At 56.9% G+C, this 19,802-nt stretch carries 20 protein-coding genes; 7 read left to right on the forward strand and 13 right to left on the reverse strand.

All coding sequences use genetic code 11. From position 1 onward, the window contains the following. Positions 1-15: 15 nt before the first annotated feature. The 4 genes from AB3N39_RS10095 to AB3N39_RS10110 all read right to left on the reverse strand — a co-directional run bounded on the left by AB3N39_RS10095 (position 16) and on the right by AB3N39_RS10110 (position 5,096). On the reverse strand, positions 16-2,397 hold the full coding sequence (locus tag AB3N39_RS10095; RefSeq protein WP_367897280.1) for a glucose/quinate/shikimate family membrane-bound PQQ-dependent dehydrogenase: 2,382 nt from the start codon (positions 2,395-2,397) through the stop codon (positions 16-18). 256 nt (positions 2,398-2,653) lie between these two features. After that, positions 2,654-3,577, reverse strand: a complete 924-nt coding sequence (locus AB3N39_RS10100) for a LysR substrate-binding domain-containing protein (RefSeq protein WP_127730796.1) — start codon at positions 3,575-3,577, stop codon at positions 2,654-2,656. 180 nt (positions 3,578-3,757) lie between these two features. Beyond that, positions 3,758-4,642 carry an SDR family oxidoreductase gene (locus AB3N39_RS10105; RefSeq protein ID WP_021242539.1) on the reverse strand — a complete coding sequence of 295 codons (885 nt, stop codon included), beginning with the start codon at positions 4,640-4,642 and terminating at the stop codon, positions 3,758-3,760. 64 nt (positions 4,643-4,706) lie between these two features. Beyond that, positions 4,707-5,096: a YdeI family stress tolerance OB fold protein gene (locus tag AB3N39_RS10110; protein WP_045910503.1), complete on the reverse strand. Its 390-nt coding sequence runs from the start codon at positions 5,094-5,096 to the stop codon at positions 4,707-4,709. A gap of 138 nt (positions 5,097-5,234) precedes the next feature. Here AB3N39_RS10110 and AB3N39_RS10115 point away from each other — a divergent pair, with 138 nt between their 5' ends. The 4 genes from AB3N39_RS10115 to AB3N39_RS10130 are packed head-to-tail and all read left to right on the forward strand — an operon-like array spanning position 5,235 to position 7,728. Beyond that, on the forward strand, positions 5,235-5,738 hold the full coding sequence (locus AB3N39_RS10115; protein WP_133294378.1) for a hypothetical protein: 504 nt from the start codon (positions 5,235-5,237) through the stop codon (positions 5,736-5,738). 9 nt (positions 5,739-5,747) lie between these two features. Further along, positions 5,748-6,194, forward strand: a complete 447-nt coding sequence (locus AB3N39_RS10120) for a DUF421 domain-containing protein (RefSeq protein WP_127730802.1) — start codon at positions 5,748-5,750, stop codon at positions 6,192-6,194. A gap of 11 nt (positions 6,195-6,205) precedes the next feature. Next, complete coding sequence (locus AB3N39_RS10125) at positions 6,206-6,724, forward strand: 2-oxo-tetronate isomerase (RefSeq protein WP_367897281.1); 519 nt, start codon at positions 6,206-6,208, stop codon at positions 6,722-6,724. Positions 6,725-6,741: 17 nt separating this feature from the next. Beyond that, positions 6,742-7,728, forward strand: a complete 987-nt coding sequence (locus tag AB3N39_RS10130) for an SDR family oxidoreductase (protein WP_104948601.1) — start codon at positions 6,742-6,744, stop codon at positions 7,726-7,728. On the opposite strand, the gene AB3N39_RS10135 is transcribed toward AB3N39_RS10130, so the two are convergent. The 8 genes from AB3N39_RS10135 to AB3N39_RS10170 form a co-directional block, all read right to left on the reverse strand. Continuing rightward, positions 7,729-9,354, reverse strand: coding sequence for an alpha-amylase family protein (locus tag AB3N39_RS10135; RefSeq protein ID WP_133294381.1), 1,626 nt, complete (start codon positions 9,352-9,354; stop codon positions 7,729-7,731). Between the two features lie 8 nt (positions 9,355-9,362). Then, positions 9,363-10,373: a cytochrome d ubiquinol oxidase subunit II gene (gene cydB / locus AB3N39_RS10140; RefSeq protein ID WP_133294382.1), complete on the reverse strand. Its 1,011-nt coding sequence runs from the start codon at positions 10,371-10,373 to the stop codon at positions 9,363-9,365. After that, the gene (locus AB3N39_RS10145; RefSeq protein ID WP_143345098.1) at positions 10,373-11,776 is read right to left on the reverse strand and encodes a cytochrome ubiquinol oxidase subunit I; all 1,404 of its coding nucleotides are present in this window, start codon (positions 11,774-11,776) and stop codon (positions 10,373-10,375) included. The genes cydB and AB3N39_RS10145 overlap by 1 nt, the downstream gene beginning before the upstream one ends. A 67-nt stretch (positions 11,777-11,843) precedes the next feature. Further along, on the reverse strand, positions 11,844-12,716 hold the full coding sequence (locus AB3N39_RS10150) for a manganese catalase family protein (RefSeq protein ID WP_367897282.1): 873 nt from the start codon (positions 12,714-12,716) through the stop codon (positions 11,844-11,846). Between the two features lie 17 nt (positions 12,717-12,733). Next, a complete protein-coding gene (locus AB3N39_RS10155; RefSeq protein WP_014883791.1) occupies positions 12,734-13,240 on the reverse strand; it encodes a ferritin-like domain-containing protein in 507 nt (168 codons plus the stop codon). 25 nt (positions 13,241-13,265) lie between these two features. Then, positions 13,266-13,469 (reverse strand): hypothetical protein, encoded by a 204-nt coding sequence (locus AB3N39_RS10160; RefSeq protein WP_367897283.1) that lies wholly within the window; start codon positions 13,467-13,469, stop codon positions 13,266-13,268. 23 nt (positions 13,470-13,492) lie between these two features. Continuing rightward, on the reverse strand, positions 13,493-13,987 hold the full coding sequence (locus AB3N39_RS10165) for a ferritin-like domain-containing protein (protein WP_143345099.1): 495 nt from the start codon (positions 13,985-13,987) through the stop codon (positions 13,493-13,495). Between the two features lie 94 nt (positions 13,988-14,081). Continuing rightward, positions 14,082-14,267 (reverse strand): general stress protein, encoded by a 186-nt coding sequence (locus AB3N39_RS10170; RefSeq protein ID WP_004150795.1) that lies wholly within the window; start codon positions 14,265-14,267, stop codon positions 14,082-14,084. Between the two features lie 528 nt (positions 14,268-14,795). Between AB3N39_RS10170 and AB3N39_RS10175 the strand changes: the two genes are divergently transcribed. Then, on the forward strand, positions 14,796-16,139 hold the full coding sequence (locus tag AB3N39_RS10175) for a VOC family protein (RefSeq protein ID WP_367897284.1): 1,344 nt from the start codon (positions 14,796-14,798) through the stop codon (positions 16,137-16,139). A 43-nt stretch (positions 16,140-16,182) separates the two neighbouring features. Then, positions 16,183-17,688 carry a carboxylesterase/lipase family protein gene (locus AB3N39_RS10180; RefSeq protein WP_367897285.1) on the forward strand — a complete coding sequence of 502 codons (1,506 nt, stop codon included), beginning with the start codon at positions 16,183-16,185 and terminating at the stop codon, positions 17,686-17,688. On the opposite strand, the gene AB3N39_RS10185 is transcribed toward AB3N39_RS10180, so the two are convergent. Next, a complete protein-coding gene (locus AB3N39_RS10185; protein ID WP_136194845.1) occupies positions 17,675-18,517 on the reverse strand; it encodes a LysR family transcriptional regulator in 843 nt (280 codons plus the stop codon). The genes AB3N39_RS10180 and AB3N39_RS10185 overlap by 14 nt on opposite strands. A gap of 114 nt (positions 18,518-18,631) precedes the next feature. On the opposite strand from AB3N39_RS10185, the gene AB3N39_RS10190 reads away from it, so the two are divergent. Beyond that, positions 18,632-19,801 carry a pyridoxal phosphate-dependent aminotransferase gene (locus AB3N39_RS10190; RefSeq protein WP_136194846.1) on the forward strand — a complete coding sequence of 390 codons (1,170 nt, stop codon included), beginning with the start codon at positions 18,632-18,634 and terminating at the stop codon, positions 19,799-19,801. Position 19,802: the final 1 nt, after the last annotated feature.

Consider the following 19,802-nt stretch of genomic DNA (forward strand, 5'->3'; position numbering starts at 1 on the left):
TCCCTTTTTCACATCTTATTTCTTATCGGGTAATGCGTACGCGATAACGTAATCACCGCGGTCCGGCGACTGGCGGGCGCCACCGGCGTTAATGATGATGTACTGCTTACCGGTTTTCGGCGACACGTAGGTCATCGGGCCGGACTGGCTGCCAACCGGCAGGCGGTATTTCCAGATCTCTTTCCCGGTGGCGGTATCAAACGCGCGCAGGTAGAAATCCTGGGTACCGGCAAAGAACAGCAGGCCGGACTGGGTAGAGAGCGACGCGCCCAGGGTCGGCATGCCGATCGGGATTGGCATGTGCATGCGAATGCCCAGCGGGCCGGTATCTTCCACCGTGCCGACAGGAACCTGCCACACCAGCTTGCCGGTTTTCAGGTCAACGGCTGACATGGTGCCAAACGGCGGCTTCTGGCACGGAATGCCCAGCGGCGACAGGAAGCGTTCACGCATCGCGCCGAACGGCGTGCCGTCCATTGGAACTATCCCCATCTCGATGCCGCTGGCATTTTTCGCCACGTTTGCGCGCGGCACCATATAGTTTGCCAGGCCCAGGCGCATATCGTTGACAAACATCAGGCTGTTGTTCGGGTCAACGGAGACGCTGCCCCAGTTCATCCCGCCGAGTGAGCCAGGGAACTGCAGGGAACGGTCGAGACCCGGTGGGGTGAAGACGCCCTGATGACGCATCTCTTTAAACTGAATGCGGCACAGCAGCAGGTCGACAGGCGTCGCGCCCCACATGTCGGATTCGGTCAGCGTCTGGTTGCCAATCATCGGCATGCCGACGGAGTACGGCTGGGTCGGGGAATAGCGTTCACCTTCAACGTTACCCGCCGGGACAGGGCGTTCCTCTACCTTCGCGACCGGCTTACCGGTTTCGCGGTTAAGCATGAAGATCATGCCCTGCTTGCTGGTCTGCACCAGCACAGGCGTGGTGCCGCCCTTACCGTCAGGCAGGTCGTACAGCAGCGGCTGGGAAGGCAGGTCGAAGTCCCACAGGTCGTGGTGGGTAGTCTGGAAATGCCAGCGAACCTGACCGGTGGCCGCGTCGACGGCGACGATGGATGAACTGTACTTATCGTCCAGCGCGGTACGCTCTCCCGCCCAGAAGTCTGGCGTGGCGTTGCCGGTTGGCAGGTAGATCAGGTTCAGTTTGGCGTCGTAGGACATCGCGGACCAGACGTTCGGCGTACCGCGGGTGTAGGTCTGGCCTTCCGGCGGCAGGCCGGTCAGGTTCGGATTACCCGGATCCCACGCCCAGGCCAGCTTACCGGTGTGAACGTCGTAGGCGCGCACCACGCCCGGCGGCTCGCCGGTTGAGTAGTTATCCGCTACGCGACCGCCGACGACGACAACGTTCCCGGCAACCAGCGGCGTCGAGGTTTGCTGATAATATCCGGGCTTAATCTCACCCATGCCGACGCTCAGATCCACGGTGCCATGGTCGCCGAAGTCGTCGCAGACCTTGCCGGTATCCGCGTTGATGGCAATCAGTCGGGCATCGGTAGTGGGCAGGAACAGGCGGCGAGGGCATGCAGCAGGCTGTGTTTCTGCCTGTGACGTTGTCACGCTAGAGTGGTCTTCAAAATAGCCCAGACCGCGACAGCGCTGCCAGTTAGGGGCCGTGGCTTTGGAATCGTAGCGCCATTTTTCTTTACCGGAATCCACGTCCAGCGCCAGCACTTTACTGTATGGGGTACAGACGTACAGCGTGTCGCCAACCTGCAGAGGCGTGTTTTGATCTTCCGCACCCGAGCCGTTGCTCTGCGGAATATCGCCGGTGTGCGCAACCCACGCGACTTTCAGCGAGCTGACGTTTTGCTTGTTGATCTGGTCCAGCGCGGCGAAACGGTCGCCGTGGGTGGTATTGCCCCAGTGCTCCCAGTTCTTTTGCTGCTCGCCGGGGGCGACGGGTTTCACCGGAACGGGCTCGTTCGCTGCCACGAGGGTCTGCGGCTTAAACATCCAGCCCAGGCTGACCAGCATGGCCACCGCGAGCAGGGCCGCGACGCCAAAGGCGGGCGTCTTGTTCGGTGCAGCGTAGTTTGCCGTGCGCAGGAAGGGCCAGACGATGGTGCACAGGAACGCCAGTACGGCAAAGGTAAACAGGCGGGAGAAGAGCGGCCAGAAATCCCAGCCCGCATCGCTTACCGCCCAGAATAGCGAGGCGATAAACGCGATGCCGTAAAGCACAATCCCGCTGGTGCGGTTGAGGAAAATCAGGATCGCGGCAATCACCATTACCACGCCCATTATCAGGAAGTAACTACTTCCGCCCACGGTGGCGAGCTTTAAGCCCAACCCGCCGACGGCCAGACCGATGAGCATCATCAGTCCGGCAAGAAGCCACTGCAGAATACGAGGTATCCCGCGCGGCGCGCTGCCAAATGCCATTTCTGTCTCCTTAGCTCCCCCCGCTGTGTCGGGTATGTACCAGTTGGGTAATAAATGCGGTGGGATTGATGGTTAATACCGGTGAATTCGTTTATATCAAATAATTTGCGAACCATTTGGTGAATTCGCCGCTATGATAAAACTGTTAAATTGTTTTACGCAATTGTTAATGATTTATTCCGCATTATTTGATTAACGCACAGGTCAACCCCCTCGCCCCTAAGGGGAGAGGGTCAGGGCGAGGGGCAAAAAGGTTCTAAACCGGCATTGATTTACGGATGGCGCTCAGCAGCGTCTGCGCACCCGTTGAGAGTGGGGTGTCGACGCGGGTCAGTATGCCGATAGGTTCACCGGGGCCAGGGGAGGTAATCGGCAGCGCGATCAGCGTTGCCTGGCGTAAATCATCTTTTACCGCCCCGGAAGGGACGAACCAGACGTAGTCATAATCCAGCGTAAGCTGGCGTGAAAGCGAGGCTGACAGCGTTTCGATACACCCTGAGGGCAGCGTACACCCCTGCATTTGCAGCAAGGTTTCGGCGGTCTGGCGCGGGACGGTCCCTTTGGGGCACACCACCACCGGCCACTCCATGACGCGGCTTAACGTCACCGTGTCCTGCAGCAGCGGGTGATCGGGACGAACCACCAGCTTCAGGGACTCCAGGAACAGCAGTTCGTAATTGAGACCCCCCATCAGTTCAGGGTCGGACATGCGGCCGATACCGATATCCAGCTCGCCCGATTTCAGCCCCGCGAGCAGCATGGTGTTATTCATGGTGGCAACCTGAATCGTGGTATGCCGTTGCTGCTTGTGGAACTGGCCAATCACCGGCGGAAGAATGCCGAGCGCGGCGGTGGGCAGGGCCCCGACGCGGACGACCTCGCTGGTGTGTTCTTCTTTTCGGTGCAGGGACTGGCCTGCGGTATTGAGCGCATCCAGCACCTTAACGGCGTGCGTAAGGAACTGTTCGCCCACGATGGTAAGCTGCGCCCCCAGCCGACCGCGGTCAAAAAGACGGGCGCCGGTCAGCTGTTCAAGCTCGTTGAGGGTTTTTGAGAGCGCAGGCTGGCTCAGGTTAAGAGTTTCAGCCGCACGCCCCAGCGTTCCCTGTTGAGCGACGGCCACAAATGTATGCAAATGGCGCAAGCGTATGCGCTGACTGAACAGACCATTTTTTTCCATAGGCGATGTTAAAAACAGAGCGATGCGGGTGACAAGTTAAGATATTTAATTTTGATAACCTGATAGCAAAATATTTTTAACATTTGATCTGTTTGAGTTACAACATGTTTTTCGGCGGGGAATAAGAGCGAACGTCCTTGTTCATTTATTGCTCATTGCTGAGGGGAAAGGGTTAAGCGGTTAGATTACGCCGTCACCGCCGTCAGAACACCACACCTGGCCGGACGTAAACGAACATTCATCCGAGGCCAGCGTGACGTACAGCGGGGCGATCTCGACGGGCTGACCCGGACGTCCCAGCGGCGTATCTCCGCCAAACTCCTTCACTTTTTCCATCGGCTGGCCGCCGCTGGACTGCAGCACCGTCCAGTATGGGCCGGGAGCGACCGCGTTGACGCGAATGCCTTTCGGACCCAGCTGCTTGGCTAAGGATTTGGTAAATACCGCCAGACAGGCTTTGGTCTGGGCGTAGTCCAGCAGCACCGGGCTTGGCTTCACGGCCTGAACGGAGGAGGTATTAATGATAACGGACGAGGCCTTCAGGTGCCGCAGGGCCGCCTTCGTGATCCAGAAAGGAGCATAAACGTTGGTTTTAAACGTCGCGTCAAAATCTTCAGTAGTCAGCTCTTCGAGGGATTCACGGAACTGCTGGCGACCGGCGTTGTTGACCAGAATATCCAGCCCGCCCAGCTTCGAGACGGCTTCTTCGACCAGGTTCTGGCAGAAGGTTTCGTCCCGAACGTCCCCCGGCAGCGCGACGGCGTTCCGGCCTTCGGCTTTGATCAGGTCGATGACCTCCGCGGCGTCTTTTTCCTCTTCAGGCAGATAGTTAATCGCCACGTCAGCGCCTTCACGGGCATAGGCGATGGCCACTGCGCGACCGATACCCGAGTCACCGCCGGTGATCAGCGCTTTTTTACCGGCCAGGCGGCCATGCCCTTTGTAGCTGGTTTCCCCGTGGTCGGGTACAGGCTGCATTTCGGATGCCAGTCCCGGTGGCGTTTGTGGCTGTTCCGGGAACGGGGGCTGCGGATAAGCGTTCGTACGTTGTTGGGTATCACTCATAGCTGACTCCTTAAGCCAAGGGGTGAGATTTGATGGATAACTGCAGCGTTAACGCTTCGCTGAATTATTTCTGCAAACGATCGACGCGGACGACGGCAGGAGATGATTTTTTATCAAGCGAACCGTTGATGCTGATCATCTGGTCGGGTTTTACCGTTCTGCCATCGAAGACTGCCTGGGGAATAATAACGTCGATTTTTCCGGTTTTATCCTGAAATACAAACTTATCGCCGCTACCGTCAATAAGATTACCGCGCAGTGAAATGGTGGCACCGTCGTGCAGTTGTTTTGCCTGATCGATGGTCATAATACGCGCATCATCGGTTCCGCGATATCCGCTATCCAGCGCATGGGGTGGCGGCGGGGCTTCACCTTTTTGTAACCCGCCGTTATTATCTGCGAAGGCGGCCGGAACCAGAAATATCATAAAAGCGGAAATAAGCGATAATTTCATCGGATATCCTTCATTTTGGGTGTCTTGACTTATTAAGTATTGTTGCTATTCCTTTATGTGGCAAATGTGATAAGTCCTAAAAACATTCGCGTGAGAAATCAAACTTATCGGATAATAAGCGAAACGGTGACGATGACCATGAAGCGTGAAAATGAAAAGTTGCCCGGGATAGATGAGAGTTTTCGCTTGCTGACGTTTGAATACGCGTTTCGTCAGGTGGGTTTTATTGTTCTGCTGGCTATTATCATCGCGGCTATCGCCGGTCTGTTTTCAAGCGGGTGGGTCAGCGATACGGTCAAAACCAATTCCGCAAAATCACTGACCATAAGCTATGAACGGTTTGGCCGCCGGGAGACGGAGACGCGAATGGAGCTGGCGTTCCCGGTGCAATCAGAGGGTAAGTATGTTCTCAGCATGACCAGCGAGAGCAGCGATGTATACGAGCCTGGCAGCGTCTGGCCGCAGCCGGACAGCATGTTCAGCCGTGGCAAGACCCTCTATTTCGTCTATAACAACCTGAAAAAGTCAGACCGCTTCGCGGTGTTATTCTTCACCACGCCTTCGAGAGCCGGTAAATGGAACACAACCATCCGTATTAACAGCGAGCCGGAGATAACCTTCTGGCAATTTATTTACCCCTAGGAGGCTGATATGGATATGGTCTTTCGTGCGCTGGCGATTTATCTGTTCCTCGTGGTGGTTTTTAAAGTGGCCGGGCGGCGTGCGCTGCTGCAGATGACCAGCTTCGATCTCATTCTTCTCCTGATAATTAGTGAAGCTACTCAGCAGGCGCTTCTCGGACAAGATTTTTCCGTCACCGGTGCGATGATTACGATTACCACCCTGGTGGTAGTGGATATTATTTTTGGCCTTATGAAGAAGTATTTTTCCCCGGTGGAGAATATTCTGGACGGCACTCCAGTGATTCTTGTGGAAAACGGCGTACCCCTGGCTGATAAACTCAAAAAGGTCGATGTCTCTTGCGATGATATTCTGGTGTCAGCGCGTCAAAATAATGGTATTAACGAAATAAGCCAAATTAAATATGCCATACTGGAGCGCAATGGACATATTTCAATCATTCCATTCGAGAAATAAGAGGCGCAAAGATGAGCAATCTTTTTCACGACAACAATTATACCGTGGGTGAACTGACGAAAAAACTGGCGAGCAAATTAACCGATCTCGGGCTTCGCTTAACCACGGCGGAATCCTGTACCGGCGGAAAGCTATCGGTAGCTCTTTGTGCCGAAGAGAACACGGCCGATTTTTATGATGTTGGCCTGGTCGTATTCAGCGACGAAGCCAAAGCACGGATCCTCGGCGTTCGTCCTGAGACGCTCGCGCGGTATACCTCGGTCAGTGAGCAGACGGTGACCGAGATGGCCGCCAGCATCCGCGACATCGCCCAGGCTGATATCAGTATCGCCATCAGCGGCTATGCTGGCCCGGAAGGGGGAGACGACGGCACGGCGGCGGGGACGGTCTGCTTTGCGTGGAACATTCGCGGCGAGACGCAAACCCGCACCGTACTGTTTTCCGGAGACTGTCAGGACGTGGTGGAAAAAGCGGTGCATTTTTCGCTGGCCGAGCTGGTGACAGCATTGTCGGACGGGCATAACGGTTGAGTTCACGTGGAGGTTCTATGGCTGTCATAGTAATTACCGGTGGGACGGCGGGCGTGGGAAAAGCCACGGCGCTGCACTTTGCAAAAGCAGGTTACGATGTGGGCCTCATCGCCCGCGATGAAGCAAGCCTGCACTCCACCCAGGAAGAGTTGCGCCGCTTCGGCGTAAATGCACACGCCGTGCAGGCGGACGTCGCCGACAGTCAGGCGGTGGTGGATGCGGCTAACGAGATTGAGTATCGCCTCGGCGCGATTGATGTCTGGGTGAATAATGCCATGGGGGCCGTGCTGGCACCGTTTCGTACCCTTACGCCGGACGAGTTTCGGCGCGTGACTGAGGTGACGTACCTCGGCTACGTGAACGGCACCCGCGCGGCGCTGGAGCTTATGGTTCCGCGCGACAGGGGCGTGATTATCCAGGTAGGCTCCGCGCTGGCCTACCGTTCCATTCCCCTGCAGTCCGCCTACTGCGGGGCCAAAGCGGCGATCCGCGGGTTTACCGATGCGGTGCGTACCGAGCTGATGCATGAAAACAGCCGGGTTCAGCTTTCGATGGTGCAGATGCCGGGGCTTAACACGCCGCAGTTTGAATGGGCAAGGAATAAGTTCGCCTGGGCAATGCGGCCGGTACCGCCGGTGTTCGAGCCTGAAGTCGCCGCCAGCGCCATCTTCAGGGTGGCGCAAAAGCCGGTACGCGAGCTGTGGGTTGGCAGCAGCACCATTCAGTCGATTGTCGGGCAGTTCCTCTTCCCGGGTTTTCTGGACAGGCTGATGGTGAAGAAAGCCTGGGAAGGCCAGATGACCGACGATCTGAACGCGCCGGACCGTCGGGATTATCTCGACCAGCCGGTTAACGACCTGCACAAAATCCATGGCCGTTTCACTGATGAAGCGAAAACCCGCGCGTCGTCCGTGACCTCCGGTATGCCGGGCAAAGTGGCGTTAGGGGGGCTGGCGTTGGCGGGTATTGTGTTGACGCGTTTGCTAACCCGCCGGAAACCATAATCAGCGCAGCGCGCTGCGGTGCGTCCAGAACCAGCGATAGCCGTAGCCGCCAAGGCTGAGCTCAACGGTTTTACCGCAAACCAGCGCGTCATCGTAGCGTTTGTCCGCAAGACAGGCGGTCCAGGTGGCGTTGCGGATCCCCTTGACGGTGAACCGTACCGGCTGGTCGTTGAAGTTAACAAAGGTCAGGATGCTGCGTTCTTCGGTCTCGTAATAGATCCCCAGCACCGCGTCATTATCGATCGTGAGGAGCCGAAAGGGCGCAACGGCGATTTCGGGGAACTCCGAACGGGTATTGGCGATATCAATGATCCGGTGCAGGAGCGAGTTGCGGTGGAGCAGCGAATCGGCGACGTTGATTTTCTGATAGCGATAAGGGCCGCGGTCGATAATCGGCCCGATAAATTTTTTCGGGTCGGCTGCCGAAAAACCGCCGCCTTGCGATCCGGCCCACTGCATCGGGGTGCGCACAGCGTAGCGCTCCTCCAGATCGAGGTCATCCCCCATGCCGATCTCATCGCCGTAGCGCATCACCGGAACGCCGGGCAGGGAAAATAGCACCGCATGGCAGAACGCCAGCCGCTTCCGATCGCCGTTGAGCATCGGCGCCAGGCGGCGGCGGATCCCGCGCTGATAGACGTTCATTTCCTCTTCAGGGGCGAAGGTATCGAGGACAAACTGTTTGTCTTTCTGGCTGATGCCCTCCAGATCCAGCTCGTCGTGATTGCGCAGCCAGTTGGCAAAACAGCATGAATCGGGCGGGACGATCATCTTCTTCACCGCGTTGCGCAGCGGACGGGCGCTTTTGCGGGCCAGGCTGACGTAAAAATATTTGTTGAGCCAGAAATTGAGCACCAGATTCAGGCGGTCATTATTGCCAAAGTAGTCCTGATAGGCCTCCACCTCAACGTCGACCTCACCCAGCAGGATCGCGTCCGGGTTGTGTTGCTCGATAAGACGACGCATATGCTCGAGGATCCACAGGCCCTTTTTTTCATCACCGTTTCCCGCCTGGGTGGTCAGGTGAGATGCGGCATCCAGTCGAAATCCCGACACGCCCAGCTTGAGCCAGAAGAGGATGATGTTCTCAATCTCTTTCAGCACCGCGGGCGAGGTGAGGTTCAGATCCGGTTCGTGGCGATAGAACATGTGCCGGTAGTATTGTCCCGCCTCGTCGTCCCAGCTCCAGATGCTCTTTTCGACGCCGGGAAACATGGGGGGCGTATCGTCCTCGTCGTTATCTGACCAGAGGTAGTAATCCCGGTAGGGTGATGCCGGGTTGCGGCGGGCCTGCTGGAACCAGGGATGCGCGTCGGAGGTGTGCTGGATCAGCAGCTCGATAATGACCTGCATGCCCAGCTCGCGGGCCTGTTCGATAAAGGTGATGATATCGGCCAGCTTTCCGAAGCGGGGATCCACCTGGAGATGGTCGCTGACGTCATAGCCTTCATCAAGAAAGGGCGTGAGGTAAAACGGGGTGATCCAGATAACTGTCGCCCCCATGCGGCGAATGTAGCGCAGCTTGGCCGTTATCCCGGCGATGTCCCCGCAGCCATCGCCGTTCAGGTCATAAAAGAGTGCGGTATCAATCTGGTAAATAATGGCCCGTGTATGCCAGTCCGTCATAGCGTTCCTCAGTGATAGCCTTCAGTATCCGAAACCTTGCCCCGGAACACGTAATAGCTCCAGGCGGTGTACACCAGGATCACCGGAATAATCAATAACGTCCCGACCAGCATAAACAGCTGGCTGGCAGGCGGAGCTGCGGCCTCCCACAGGGTGATGCGCGGCGGAATAATGTTCGGCCAGAGGCTGATACCCAGCCCGCTGAACCCGAGGAAGATCAGCCCCAGCGTCAGCAGGAAAGGGCGCGCGTGGCTGTCCGGATTGCGGGTCAGGCGCCAGATCAGCACGCTGAAGATCCCGACCAGCAGCGGAACCGGCAGGAACCAGAAGAAGTTGGGCAGGGTAAACCAGCGGTCGGCGACGTACTGCCAGCCGAGCGGCGTCCAGACGCTGACTACCGCGATAACCACCATCAGGGCCAGCAGCACGTGGCGGGTCAGCTCGCGCATGCGCTGTTGCAGCGCGCCTTCGCTTTTCATAATGAGCCAGGTGGTGCCCAGCAGCGTGTAGGCGACGACCAGCCCGATGCCGCAGAACAGGTTGAAGGGGGTGAGCCAGTCCAGCGCCGAGCCGACATAGCGTCGGCCCTCCACGTCAAAGCCGTTGATCACGGCGCCCACCACCACGCCCTGGCTGAAGGTAGCGAGCAGGGAGCCGCCGGCAAAGGAGTAGTCCCAGAATTTACGGTGTGAAGGGGTGGCTTTGAAGCGGAACTCAAAGGCGACGCCGCGAAAGATGAGGCCGATCAGCATTGCGGTGAGCGGGATCGTCAGCGCATCAATAATGACCGCATAGGCCAGCGGAAACGCGCCGAAAAGCCCCGCGCCGCCGAGCACCAGCCAGGTCTCGTTGCCGTCCCAGACGGGCGCGACGCTGTTGACCATCACATCGCGCTCTTTCGCATCGCCCACGAAGTTAAACAGCAGGCCAATCCCCAGGTCGAAGCCGTCCATAATGATATACATCAGCGTGGCAAACACGATGATGGCAAACCAAATCACCGAGATATCGACGCCCATCAGATTCTCTCCTCTTCCGGAACAGACTCCGCGGCTGACAGCGGACGGGCAGGCGTGCCCGAGGTGTTTGACGTCAGCGTATCGACGGGCTGAGGACCTTTCTTAATCAGCCGGATAAGATAAACATAGCCCACGCCAAACACGGATGAGTAGACGACGAAGAACGCCAGCAGGCTGATGCTCATCTGCAGGGTGCTGTGCAGCGATACCGCGTCGATGGTGCGCAGGTAGCCATAGACGACCCACGGCTGACGGCCCACTTCGGTGGTCACCCAGCCGGCGAGCAGCGCCAGCAGCCCGGCAGGCCCCATGCAGAGGGCAAACCAGTGGAACGGACGCGAGTGGTAAAGTCGATGGCGATAGCGCAGCCAGAGGCTGACCAGACCGAGGGTAATCATCAGCAGCCCCATCCCGACCATCACGCGGAACGACCAGAAAACGATGGTAGAGTTTGGGCGATCCTCTTTTGGGAAGTCTTTCAGCGCGGGGACCTGTTTATCCAGACTGTGCGTCAGGATCAGGCTGCCGAGGGCAGGGATCTCCAGACCGTATTTGGTGCGCTCCTCCTCCATATCCGGCAGGCCAAACAGCAGCAGCGGGGTGGCCTCGCCGGGCGGATTTTCCCAGTGCCCCTCAATAGCGGCGATTTTCGCCGGCTGATGCTCAAGCGTGTTCAGGCCGTGCATATCGCCCACCACCGCCTGAATGGGTGCGACCAGCAGCGCCATCCACATCGCCATCGAAAACATGGTGCGAACGGCTGGCGTATCGTTCCCGCGCAGCAGGTGCCAGGCACCCGACGCGCCGACAAACAGCGCGCTGCTCAGGAACGCGGCGATAGCCATATGAATAAGACGGTAAGGGAAGGAGGGGTTAAAAACGATGGCCAGCCAGTCCTGCGGGATAACCTGCCCATTTTCGATAGTGAAACCCTGCGGCGTATGCATCCAGCTGTTGGAGGCGAGGATCCAGAAGGTCGACATTAGCGTGCCGAGCGCCACCATGCAGGTCGAAAAGAAGTGCAGCCCCGGGCCGACCTTGTTCCAGCCGAACATCATAACGCCGAGGAATCCGGCCTCCAGGAAGAAGGCGGTTAACACCTCATAGGTCAGAAGCGGGCCGGTAATGCTGCCCGCGAACTGGGAGAACCCGCTCCAGTTGGTGCCAAACTGATACGCCATAACCAGCCCGGAAACGACGCCCATGCCGAAGTTAACGGCAAATATCTTTAGCCAGAAGTGGTATAGCGATCGCCAGACGTCGTTTTTGGTGCGCAGCCACATGCCTTCCAGCACCACCAGATAGCTGGCGAGGCCGATGGTGATCGCGGGAAAAAGGATATGGAACGAGACGGTAAAAGCGAACTGAATTCTGGCCAGATGAAATGCATCGAGTTCGAACATGGTCCGTACCTCTGAGACGATGGGGCACGCGACTTGCCGGGCAGTTCAGGACTGCCCGGCAAACCGATTACGGTTTAGTCTTACCGGCACCCAGCTCGGCACCGGTCAGCGGGTCGGAATGTGGATCGGACTTCGTGCGGGCAGACATCGCCTTAACCAGAGTTGCCTGCTCGGTTGTGAGCGTCACGCTGGCACTGCCATCGCCGCCGTCAACCGCAGGCTGGGGGGACTCAACGTAATCGAAATGTTTATCGCTGTTCCAGCTTCCGCGAACCTCTCCACCTTCAGACATATTGTAGTACTTGTTGGTGAATTCCTCGATTGGCGGCAGTTTTCCCGGCGGGAAATTATTACGGATGGACTGCAGCGCCTTCTCAAAGGAGAGCTGATGCGCCGCCTCACGCGTCATCAGAAACGCCAGCGCGTCCTTAACGCCGGGATCGTCGGTCACGTTGATCAGCCGTTCATAGATGATTTTGGCTCTGGCTTCGGCCGCAACGTTCGAACGCAGATCCGCCGTCGGCTCGCCAATGGTGTCGACGTAGGCCGCCGTCCAGGGCACGCCCGCTGAGTTGGTGAGCGGAGTGCCGCCGCCGTAGAGCAGGGAGGTGATGTGGCTGTCATTCCCGTTTTCGGTCATGGAGCGATACAGCTCGGCCTCATTTTCCACCCCTTCCGCCAGCGCCCCCTTGGCACATTTATTCAGCATGCCGACCAGGGTGCCGATAATTTCGAGGTGGCTTAACTCTTCGGTTGCGATATCCATCAGCATATCCTTACGGCCCGGATCGTCATCGCTCAACCCTTGCGTAAAGTACCTGCAGGCGGCAGCCAGTTCACCCTGCGGCCCGCCAAATTGTTCCAGTAAAAGGTTGGCAAGGCCGGGATTCGGTTCGGCGACGCGAACCGTGTATTGCAGCTGTTTGACGTGTCGAAACATGCTCACTCTCCTGTGGATTATTTTTTCGCTTCGACACCCGACGCGTCTGAACGCAGCAGGAACTGTTCCGTCGTTTGCGGGATATGACGAATCAGCCAGTCGGCCATTTCGCGCTCTTCGGCGAGGATCGTCTCAATAGCGGGTATTGAAGCGGTATCGCCCGCTTTTTTCGCCGCCGCGAGCAGGGAGGTATAGCAGGCGATTTCAAACTGTTCGAAAACATAGCCGCTGATCGAGCCCTTCACGATTTCGTCGGAAGGGAACATGCCGCCGATGGATTGTCCCAGCGCCGCCATTTTGCTCATCGAGTCTTTTAAGACCGAACGAGAAATATCATTACGGTCGAGGATTTCCTCCAGCAATGTGATTTGCCGTTTTGTCTCATTAATATGTTGCTCAATTCTGGCGCGAACATCAGGATAATTATCGATACGGCTGGCCATGGATTCCAGCATTGATTCGGCTTGCTTTTCCATTGCATGGGCATCGCGTAGCCAGTCATGGTAGTGTTCTACGTGATTCATCATTGTATCCTCATTAGGGGTTCGCTTATTTGTTCTCACTTTCAGCAGCCTGATCGGCACGTGCGGCACTGTAGCCAGGTAAATGGCCGACAATATTGGCATAAATACTGATGATAATGACCCATAGCACGCTGTTCTTCCACCATATTACGGAAGGAATAGCGAGAATGAACCATATTATTGCTGCCGCCAAATGGCACCGTTTAATTGTCCTGGGACTGATGCTCATTTTATTTAACCTGTATTATTGCGTCATTTCTGCGCTTTTTGGTTAATATTTCCTACGGCCAGGTCGGTGAGTTTAAGGTCGGTCTCTTTTTCTTCTTCCAGCGTTTCGGCAAGAAGCTTAACGGCTTTTTTATAGCCCAGTTGTTCTGCTAATGTGGCAAGGGTACCGTAGCTGGCTATTTCGTAATGCTCGACTTTTTGCGCAGCGGCAATTAAGGCAGCATCACGCACTTCATTTTTTTCGGTGCTTTCGATCACTTCGTTGGCTTCTTCAATTAAGCCTTCCATCGCCACGCACTTCATGCGTTTAATCTTAACTCCTTCTTCCTGTTCGACGATCTGGTCGATACGTTCGATCTGACCCTGCGTCTCTTCCAAGTGGGCGGTAAAAGCAGCGCTCAGCTTCTCGCTGGAGGCGGCGCGGGCAAGCTTGCTTAACGCTCGGGTAAGCTGCTTTTCTGCGCTGTAGGTATCCGACAGAAGATGAATAAAGACATCCTCGACGCTTTTCATATTCATAATAATTACGCTCCGGTAAAATATAGAAAGGGTACTGCGAGCTTTTCAGCCCGCAGCATGCTCTCTGGTTTTATTAAAAGAGTACTAAATAAGATCAGGAGTTATCAGACTTACGGCCTCCGCCGTGACTGTTCTGTCCCCCTTTCTTACCCGCTTCAGATGCGCGTTGCGGATCGTTTTTAAAATTACCACCGCTGTGCTGGCCACCTTTACGTCCAGCTTCTGATGCTTTTTCACGGTCTTCAGCGAAATTACCGGAACCACCACGATGCTCTGCCATATTAAACCTCATAGTCATATATTGGTTATGCCAGTACGATACGAAAATATTCCGTATCACTCGTCGTTCGAGTAATAACTCTAGTCGCTGTGCGGTATCCGTCAAATGCGTTTTGCTATTTGCGGTTGCGTTATTTTTAAATATTTGTAAATTTACGCTTCGCTTAAAAGGGAAATATGGATAGACAGGAAGGACTTGTAAACAGCCATTCAGATTAATCCTAACTTCGAGCTAAAAATTTGAAAGGTGAGGATAAAAATAATGGCTTACTCGAATTGGTTAATTTGCATTCAGGAGAGACCCCAAAAATACTCCTTTATAGCTAGAAAGCGGAACCCTAAATAATTATAAGTAAAATCCTGGATAAAAGCGTTCAGGTTTAAAGGGCGGTTCCGTTCGGCGCTGTTCAGGGACCAGTAGCACACGGTTTGACCACTGTCGTCTTAAGATCACAATTCAGAAATTCTTCCCCCCGGAAGGAACGGGTTTCTCTACACTCCAGGTAATATTCACTGGAGGCATGACATCATGGCGAACACCATCACGGCTGATGACATTCGGGAACACTTTTCGCAGGCTATGTCGGCGATGTACCAGCAGGAAGTTCCGCAGTACGGCACCTTGCTTGAACTGGTTGCGGACGTAAACCTGACGGTTCTGGAAAATAATCCACTATTACATGAACAACTGGCAAACGCTGATGAGCTTGCGCGCCTGAACGTGGAGCGTCACGGAGCAATTCGCGTTGGCAGTGCGCAAGAACTTTCAACCCTGCGCCGTATGTTTGCCATTATGGGCATGTACCCGGTCAGCTATTACGATCTCTCCCAGGCGGGGGTGCCGGTTCACTCAACGGCGTTTCGCCCGATCGATGATGCGGCGCTGTGCCGTAATCCGTTCCGCATCTTTACGTCGCTGCTGCGCCTTGAGCTGATTGAAAACGTCGCGCTGCGCGAACGTGCGGCGGAAATCCTCTCTCACCGGAACATCTTCACCCCGCGCTGTCTGGCGCTTCTCGATCTGTATGAATCGGAAGGGCAGTTTACTGACGAGCAGGCGCACGAGTTTGTGCAGGAAGCGCTGGAAACCTTCCGCTGGCACCGTCACGCGACGGTCGATCGGGAAACCTATCTTGCGCTGCACAACGAGCACCGGTTGATTGCCGATGTGGTCTGCTTCCCCGGCTGCCACATTAACCACCTCACGCCGCGCACGCTGGATATTGATCGGGTGCAGGAGCTGATGCCGAAGTACGGTATCGAGCCGAAAATTCTGATAGAAGGCCCGCCGCGTCGCGAGGTGCCCGTCCTGCTGCGTCAAACCAGCTTCAAGGCGCTGGAAGAGCCGGTGCTGTTTGCCGGGGAACATAAGGGCACCCACACCGCGCGCTTCGGTGAGATTGAACAGCGCGGCGTGGCGCTGACCCCGAAAGGCCGGGAGCTGTACGATAGCCTGCTTGCCCAGGCAGGCACCGGCAAAGATAACCTGACCCACCAGCTGCATCTGCGCGATATCTTTAGCGCCTTCCCTGACAGCGAACTGTTGATGCGCCGTCAGGAGCTGGCGTATTTCCGCTACCGTCTGACGCCCGCGGGAGAAGCGCATCGCCATGCGTTCCGGCCGGGAGACGATCCGCAACCGCTGATCGAGCGCGGATGGGTGGTTGCCCAGCCGATCACCTACGAAGATTTCCTCCCGGTCAGCGCCGCGGGGATTTTCCAGTCCAATCTCGGGAATGAAACACAGGCCCGCAGCCACGGTAACGCCAGCCGCGATGCGTTTGAAGACGCGCTGGGCTGCCCGGTATATAACGAGTTTACGCTCTACCAGGAGGCTGAAACGCGCAGCAAACAGCGTTGCGGTTTGCTCTGAAATCGTTACTCTGCTGGGGTGTGATGGAAAAAATAAGGTCGTTATGCAAAATCCTTCCGCCCCTGTGGTTGAAACGCGCCAGGGCGCACTTTCTGGTTTAACCGATGAAAATGTCCACGTCTGGTGCGGTATTCCTTATGCTGCACCGCCCGTGGGCGAGTGGCGCTGGCGCTCCCCGCGGCCCCCTGAGCCGTGGGATGGCGTTCGCGAGGCCACCGCCTTTTCGGCCTCAAGCTGGCAAAGCAGCGAATATTGTCAGGAGCTGGGCGGAGGCGATCCCGGCCAGTTCTCGGAAGACTGTCTTTATCTGAACGTCTGGTCCCCCAAAGAGCGCGCCGGGGCGCTTCCGATTATGGTCTGGCTGCACGGTGGTGGCTTTACCATTGGCGCGGGGGGGTTACCGCCCTATAGCGGTAAAGCGCTGGCTACGCGAGGCGTTGTTGTCGTGACGATCAACTACCGTCTCGGCCATCTCGGCTTTTTCGCCCATCCCGCGCTGGAGGGCGAGGAAGATCGCGTGGTGCATAATTTTGCACTGCTGGATCAGATCGCCGCGCTCGAATGGGTTAGGGACAATATCACCGCATTTGGTGGCGACCCCGCTAACGTGACCCTGTTTGGCGAATCCGCCGGTGCGCGCAGCGTGCTTTCTCTGATGGCCTCGCCGCTGGCGGCAGGATTGTTCCATAAGGCTATTGTGCAAAGCGGGTACACCTTGCCGGACACGCCGCGCGAGCAGGCGCTGCGAAAAGGGGAGGCGCTGGCCGCCCATTTTGGCCTGGAGAAGGCGACTGCTGAGCAGCTGCGCGCCATTCCGCCCGAGGCGTTCTGGCCGTTAACCGCGCCGCTGAACGTCGCACCCGCGCCCATCGTCGGGGACTGCGTTCTGCCCGAAGCGATGCTGGACGTCTTTTTCGCGGCCCGCCAGCATCCCGTACCGGTAATGATTGGGTCGAACAGCGATGAGGCCAGCGTAATGGCGGTGTTTGGCATCGATCTCGCCGGGCAAATCCAGAAGCTCCGCCGGGAGCGGCGCTTCGGACTGGGGCTGATTAAGCTGCTCTATCCTGGCGTCAAAGGCGATGAAGAGCTGGGCAGGCAGGTGTGCCGCGACATGGCGTTCACCACGATGGGCTACGTCGTGATGCAGGCTCAGCAGCGCGTCGGCGGATTGTGCTGGCGTTACTGGTTTGACTATGTCGCGGAAGCGGAACATGCCACCTATATCAACGGTGCCTGGCACGGCAACGAGGTTCCCTATGTCTTTGATACGTTAGGTCAGGTAGAGCCTTCACGTCAGTACGTCAACGAACGGGATCTGCAGTTTGCTGCCCACGTGGCCGATTACTGGGTGAGCTTTGCGCGTGACGCTGGTCCTCGCGAGATCCTGCCCGGGCCGACGCACTGGCCCGCATGCCGAAAAGGGCGGGACGTTTTATTACGCATTGGCGTGAATAAACATGCAGGTTTCAGGCTTGAAAACCGCTTTATGCGCGCCCGGATGAGCCTCTTCAAACGGGTGATGAAGCACCACGTCAGCCTCGATTAAGCAAACATGCGCGAAACGCCGCCAGTCCATTTTCCTCGCCTGGCGCTTCGCGCAGCACCAGCCGGTAGCTCGCGCCGGTTTTTATGCTGGTTTCATAAGGCCGCATCAGTCTTCCCGCGCGGACATCTTCGGCCACCAGCGTTTCGTCGGCAATGGCAACGCCCAGCCCCTGAATGGCGGCCGTGATGGCGAGATCCATCGTGTCGAAGTGTTGATTTTTGTGCATAGCAAAGCCCGGACCTTCCTGTTTCGTCAGCCACAGCGACCAGTCTGTCTTATCTCTTGTGGGGTGCAGGAACGTCAGCGATCCCAGCGTTGCACCCGCCCGCACCGGGCTTATCACCGGGGTGAGCGCCTCTTCGAACAGCAGGTCGCCTGCGCTCATGTGCGTCCCGAACACGATGGCCGCGTCGTAAGATTCGGTTTTGAAATTGACGTTGTGATCGGTAGTGGTGGTCAGGGCGATCTGCAGATCCGGCTGCTCACGCTCAACCTCCAGCAGGCGCGGCACCAGCCAGCGCATGGCGCAGGTGGGTGCCTTGAGCCGGATCACGGTCTGCTGGCTGCGGGCCTGGTCGGCCACGGTCAGCAATTGTTCAAAAGCAGACTGCAGCTCCGGAAGCAGGGCGCTGCCCTGCGAAGAGAGGCGCAGGCCGCGCGCGTGGCGTTCAAAAAGCGGAAAGCCAAACCACGCTTCAAGGGAGGCTATCTTGCGGCTCACGGCTCCCTGCGTCAGGCAAAGTTCTGCGGCAGCATGGGTCAGATTCAGGTGACGCGCGGTGACTAAAAATGCGTCGATGGCATTGAGCGGGAGCGAACGGCGCGACATGGAAAACCCTCAGCTATGCATTTTTATCATGGCTATTATGACAACAATTCGATTGTCCCGACAACAGAGATGTTGTTTGAATAGTTATGCAATGTCCATGAGAAGGGAAAGAGGATGACTTTACGAACGCCAGTGCAGACGCGCTCCAAACTGCCCGATGTGGGCACCACCATTTTTACCGTTATCGGCCAGCTCTCGGCGCAGCATAACGCGATTAACCTTTCTCAGGGCGCACCGAATTTTTCCTGCGACCCGAAGCTGATTGCGGGCGTCACCCGCGCAATGGAGTCGGGGCATAACCAGTATGCGGCGATGACCGGCCTGCAGCCGCTCAAAGAGCGCATTGCCGATAAAATTGCCACGCTTTACGGCACGCGGTATGACCCGGCCGGCGAGGTCCTGGTGACCGCCAGCGCCAGCGAAGGTCTCTATTCGGCGATTAGCGGGCTGGTGCACCCGGGTGATGAGGTGATTTACTTTGAGCCCTCTTTTGACAGCTACGCGCCGATTGTCCGTCTGCAGGGGGCAACCCCAATTGCCATCAAGCTGACCGTGCCGGATTTTGCCGTCAACTGGGATGAGGTCCGGGCTGCTATCACCCCGCGCACGCGCATGATTATCATCAATACGCCGCACAACCCGAGCGGTCAGGTCTTTTCGGCCAACGATCTGCAGCAGCTGGCGGCGCTGACGCGCAATACTGACATCATTATTTTGTCTGACGAAGTGTATGAACACGTGGTTTTTGACGGTGAGCCGCACCATGGGATGGCTACGCACCCGCAGCTGGCGGAGCGTAGCGTGATTATTTCTTCTTTCGGAAAAACCTATCACGTCACCGGCTGGCGCGTGGGTTACTGTGTTGCACCGGCGGTGCTGATGGACGAGATTTGTAAAGTCCATCAATTTTTAATGTTCTCTGCCGATACGCCAATGCAGCAAGCGTTTGCTGAACATATGGTCGACCCGCAAACCTGGCTGTCGCTGTCGGCGTTTTACCAGCGCAAGCGCGATCTGCTGCAGAGTCTGCTGGCCGATTCGCCGTTCACGCTGCTGCCCAGCGCCGGATCGTTCTTCATGCTGGCGGACTACAGCCAGTTCAGCGACGAGCGCGACAGCGATCTGGTGAAGCGGCTGATCGTTGAGTACGGTGTTGCCACCATTCCGCTGTCGGCGTTTTATGCGGACGGTACGGATAATAAATTGATTCGTCTCTCTTTTGCGAAAGATGAGGCGACGTTACGGGCAGGTGCCCAGGCCCTGTGTCGGGTTAAACCACGCTGAG

The organism is Enterobacter vonholyi (genome assembly GCF_040834095.1).
Taxonomy (GTDB): domain Bacteria; phylum Pseudomonadota; class Gammaproteobacteria; order Enterobacterales; family Enterobacteriaceae; genus Enterobacter; species Enterobacter vonholyi.

Coding starts and splice junctions, on each gene's coding strand:
- AB3N39_RS10120 (WP_127730802.1), top strand. CDS start 5,748: ATGGATATGGTCTTTCGTGCGCTGGCGATTTATCTGTTCCTCGTGGTG.
- AB3N39_RS10150 (WP_367897282.1), bottom strand. CDS start 12,716: ATGTTTCGACACGTCAAACAGCTGCAATACACGGTTCGCGTCGCCGAA.
- AB3N39_RS10190 (WP_136194846.1), top strand. CDS start 18,632: ATGACTTTACGAACGCCAGTGCAGACGCGCTCCAAACTGCCCGATGTG.
- AB3N39_RS10105 (WP_021242539.1), bottom strand. CDS start 4,642: ATGAGTGATACCCAACAACGTACGAACGCTTATCCGCAGCCCCCGTTC.
- AB3N39_RS10170 (WP_004150795.1), bottom strand. CDS start 14,267: ATGGCAGAGCATCGTGGTGGTTCCGGTAATTTCGCTGAAGACCGTGAA.
- AB3N39_RS10095 (WP_367897280.1), bottom strand. CDS start 2,397: ATGGCATTTGGCAGCGCGCCGCGCGGGATACCTCGTATTCTGCAGTGG.
- AB3N39_RS10175 (WP_367897284.1), top strand. CDS start 14,796: ATGGCGAACACCATCACGGCTGATGACATTCGGGAACACTTTTCGCAG.
- AB3N39_RS10160 (WP_367897283.1), bottom strand. CDS start 13,469: ATGAGCATCAGTCCCAGGACAATTAAACGGTGCCATTTGGCGGCAGCA.
- AB3N39_RS10145 (WP_143345098.1), bottom strand. CDS start 11,776: ATGTTCGAACTCGATGCATTTCATCTGGCCAGAATTCAGTTCGCTTTT.
- AB3N39_RS10135 (WP_133294381.1), bottom strand. CDS start 9,354: ATGACGGACTGGCATACACGGGCCATTATTTACCAGATTGATACCGCA.
- AB3N39_RS10110 (WP_045910503.1), bottom strand. CDS start 5,096: ATGAAATTATCGCTTATTTCCGCTTTTATGATATTTCTGGTTCCGGCC.
- AB3N39_RS10125 (WP_367897281.1), top strand. CDS start 6,206: ATGAGCAATCTTTTTCACGACAACAATTATACCGTGGGTGAACTGACG.
- AB3N39_RS10130 (WP_104948601.1), top strand. CDS start 6,742: ATGGCTGTCATAGTAATTACCGGTGGGACGGCGGGCGTGGGAAAAGCC.
- AB3N39_RS10100 (WP_127730796.1), bottom strand. CDS start 3,577: ATGGAAAAAAATGGTCTGTTCAGTCAGCGCATACGCTTGCGCCATTTG.
- cydB (WP_133294382.1), bottom strand. CDS start 10,373: ATGGGCGTCGATATCTCGGTGATTTGGTTTGCCATCATCGTGTTTGCC.
- AB3N39_RS10180 (WP_367897285.1), top strand. CDS start 16,183: ATGCAAAATCCTTCCGCCCCTGTGGTTGAAACGCGCCAGGGCGCACTT.
- AB3N39_RS10155 (WP_014883791.1), bottom strand. CDS start 13,240: ATGAATCACGTAGAACACTACCATGACTGGCTACGCGATGCCCATGCA.
- AB3N39_RS10185 (WP_136194845.1), bottom strand. CDS start 18,517: ATGTCGCGCCGTTCGCTCCCGCTCAATGCCATCGACGCATTTTTAGTC.
- AB3N39_RS10115 (WP_133294378.1), top strand. CDS start 5,235: ATGAAGCGTGAAAATGAAAAGTTGCCCGGGATAGATGAGAGTTTTCGC.
- AB3N39_RS10165 (WP_143345099.1), bottom strand. CDS start 13,987: ATGAATATGAAAAGCGTCGAGGATGTCTTTATTCATCTTCTGTCGGAT.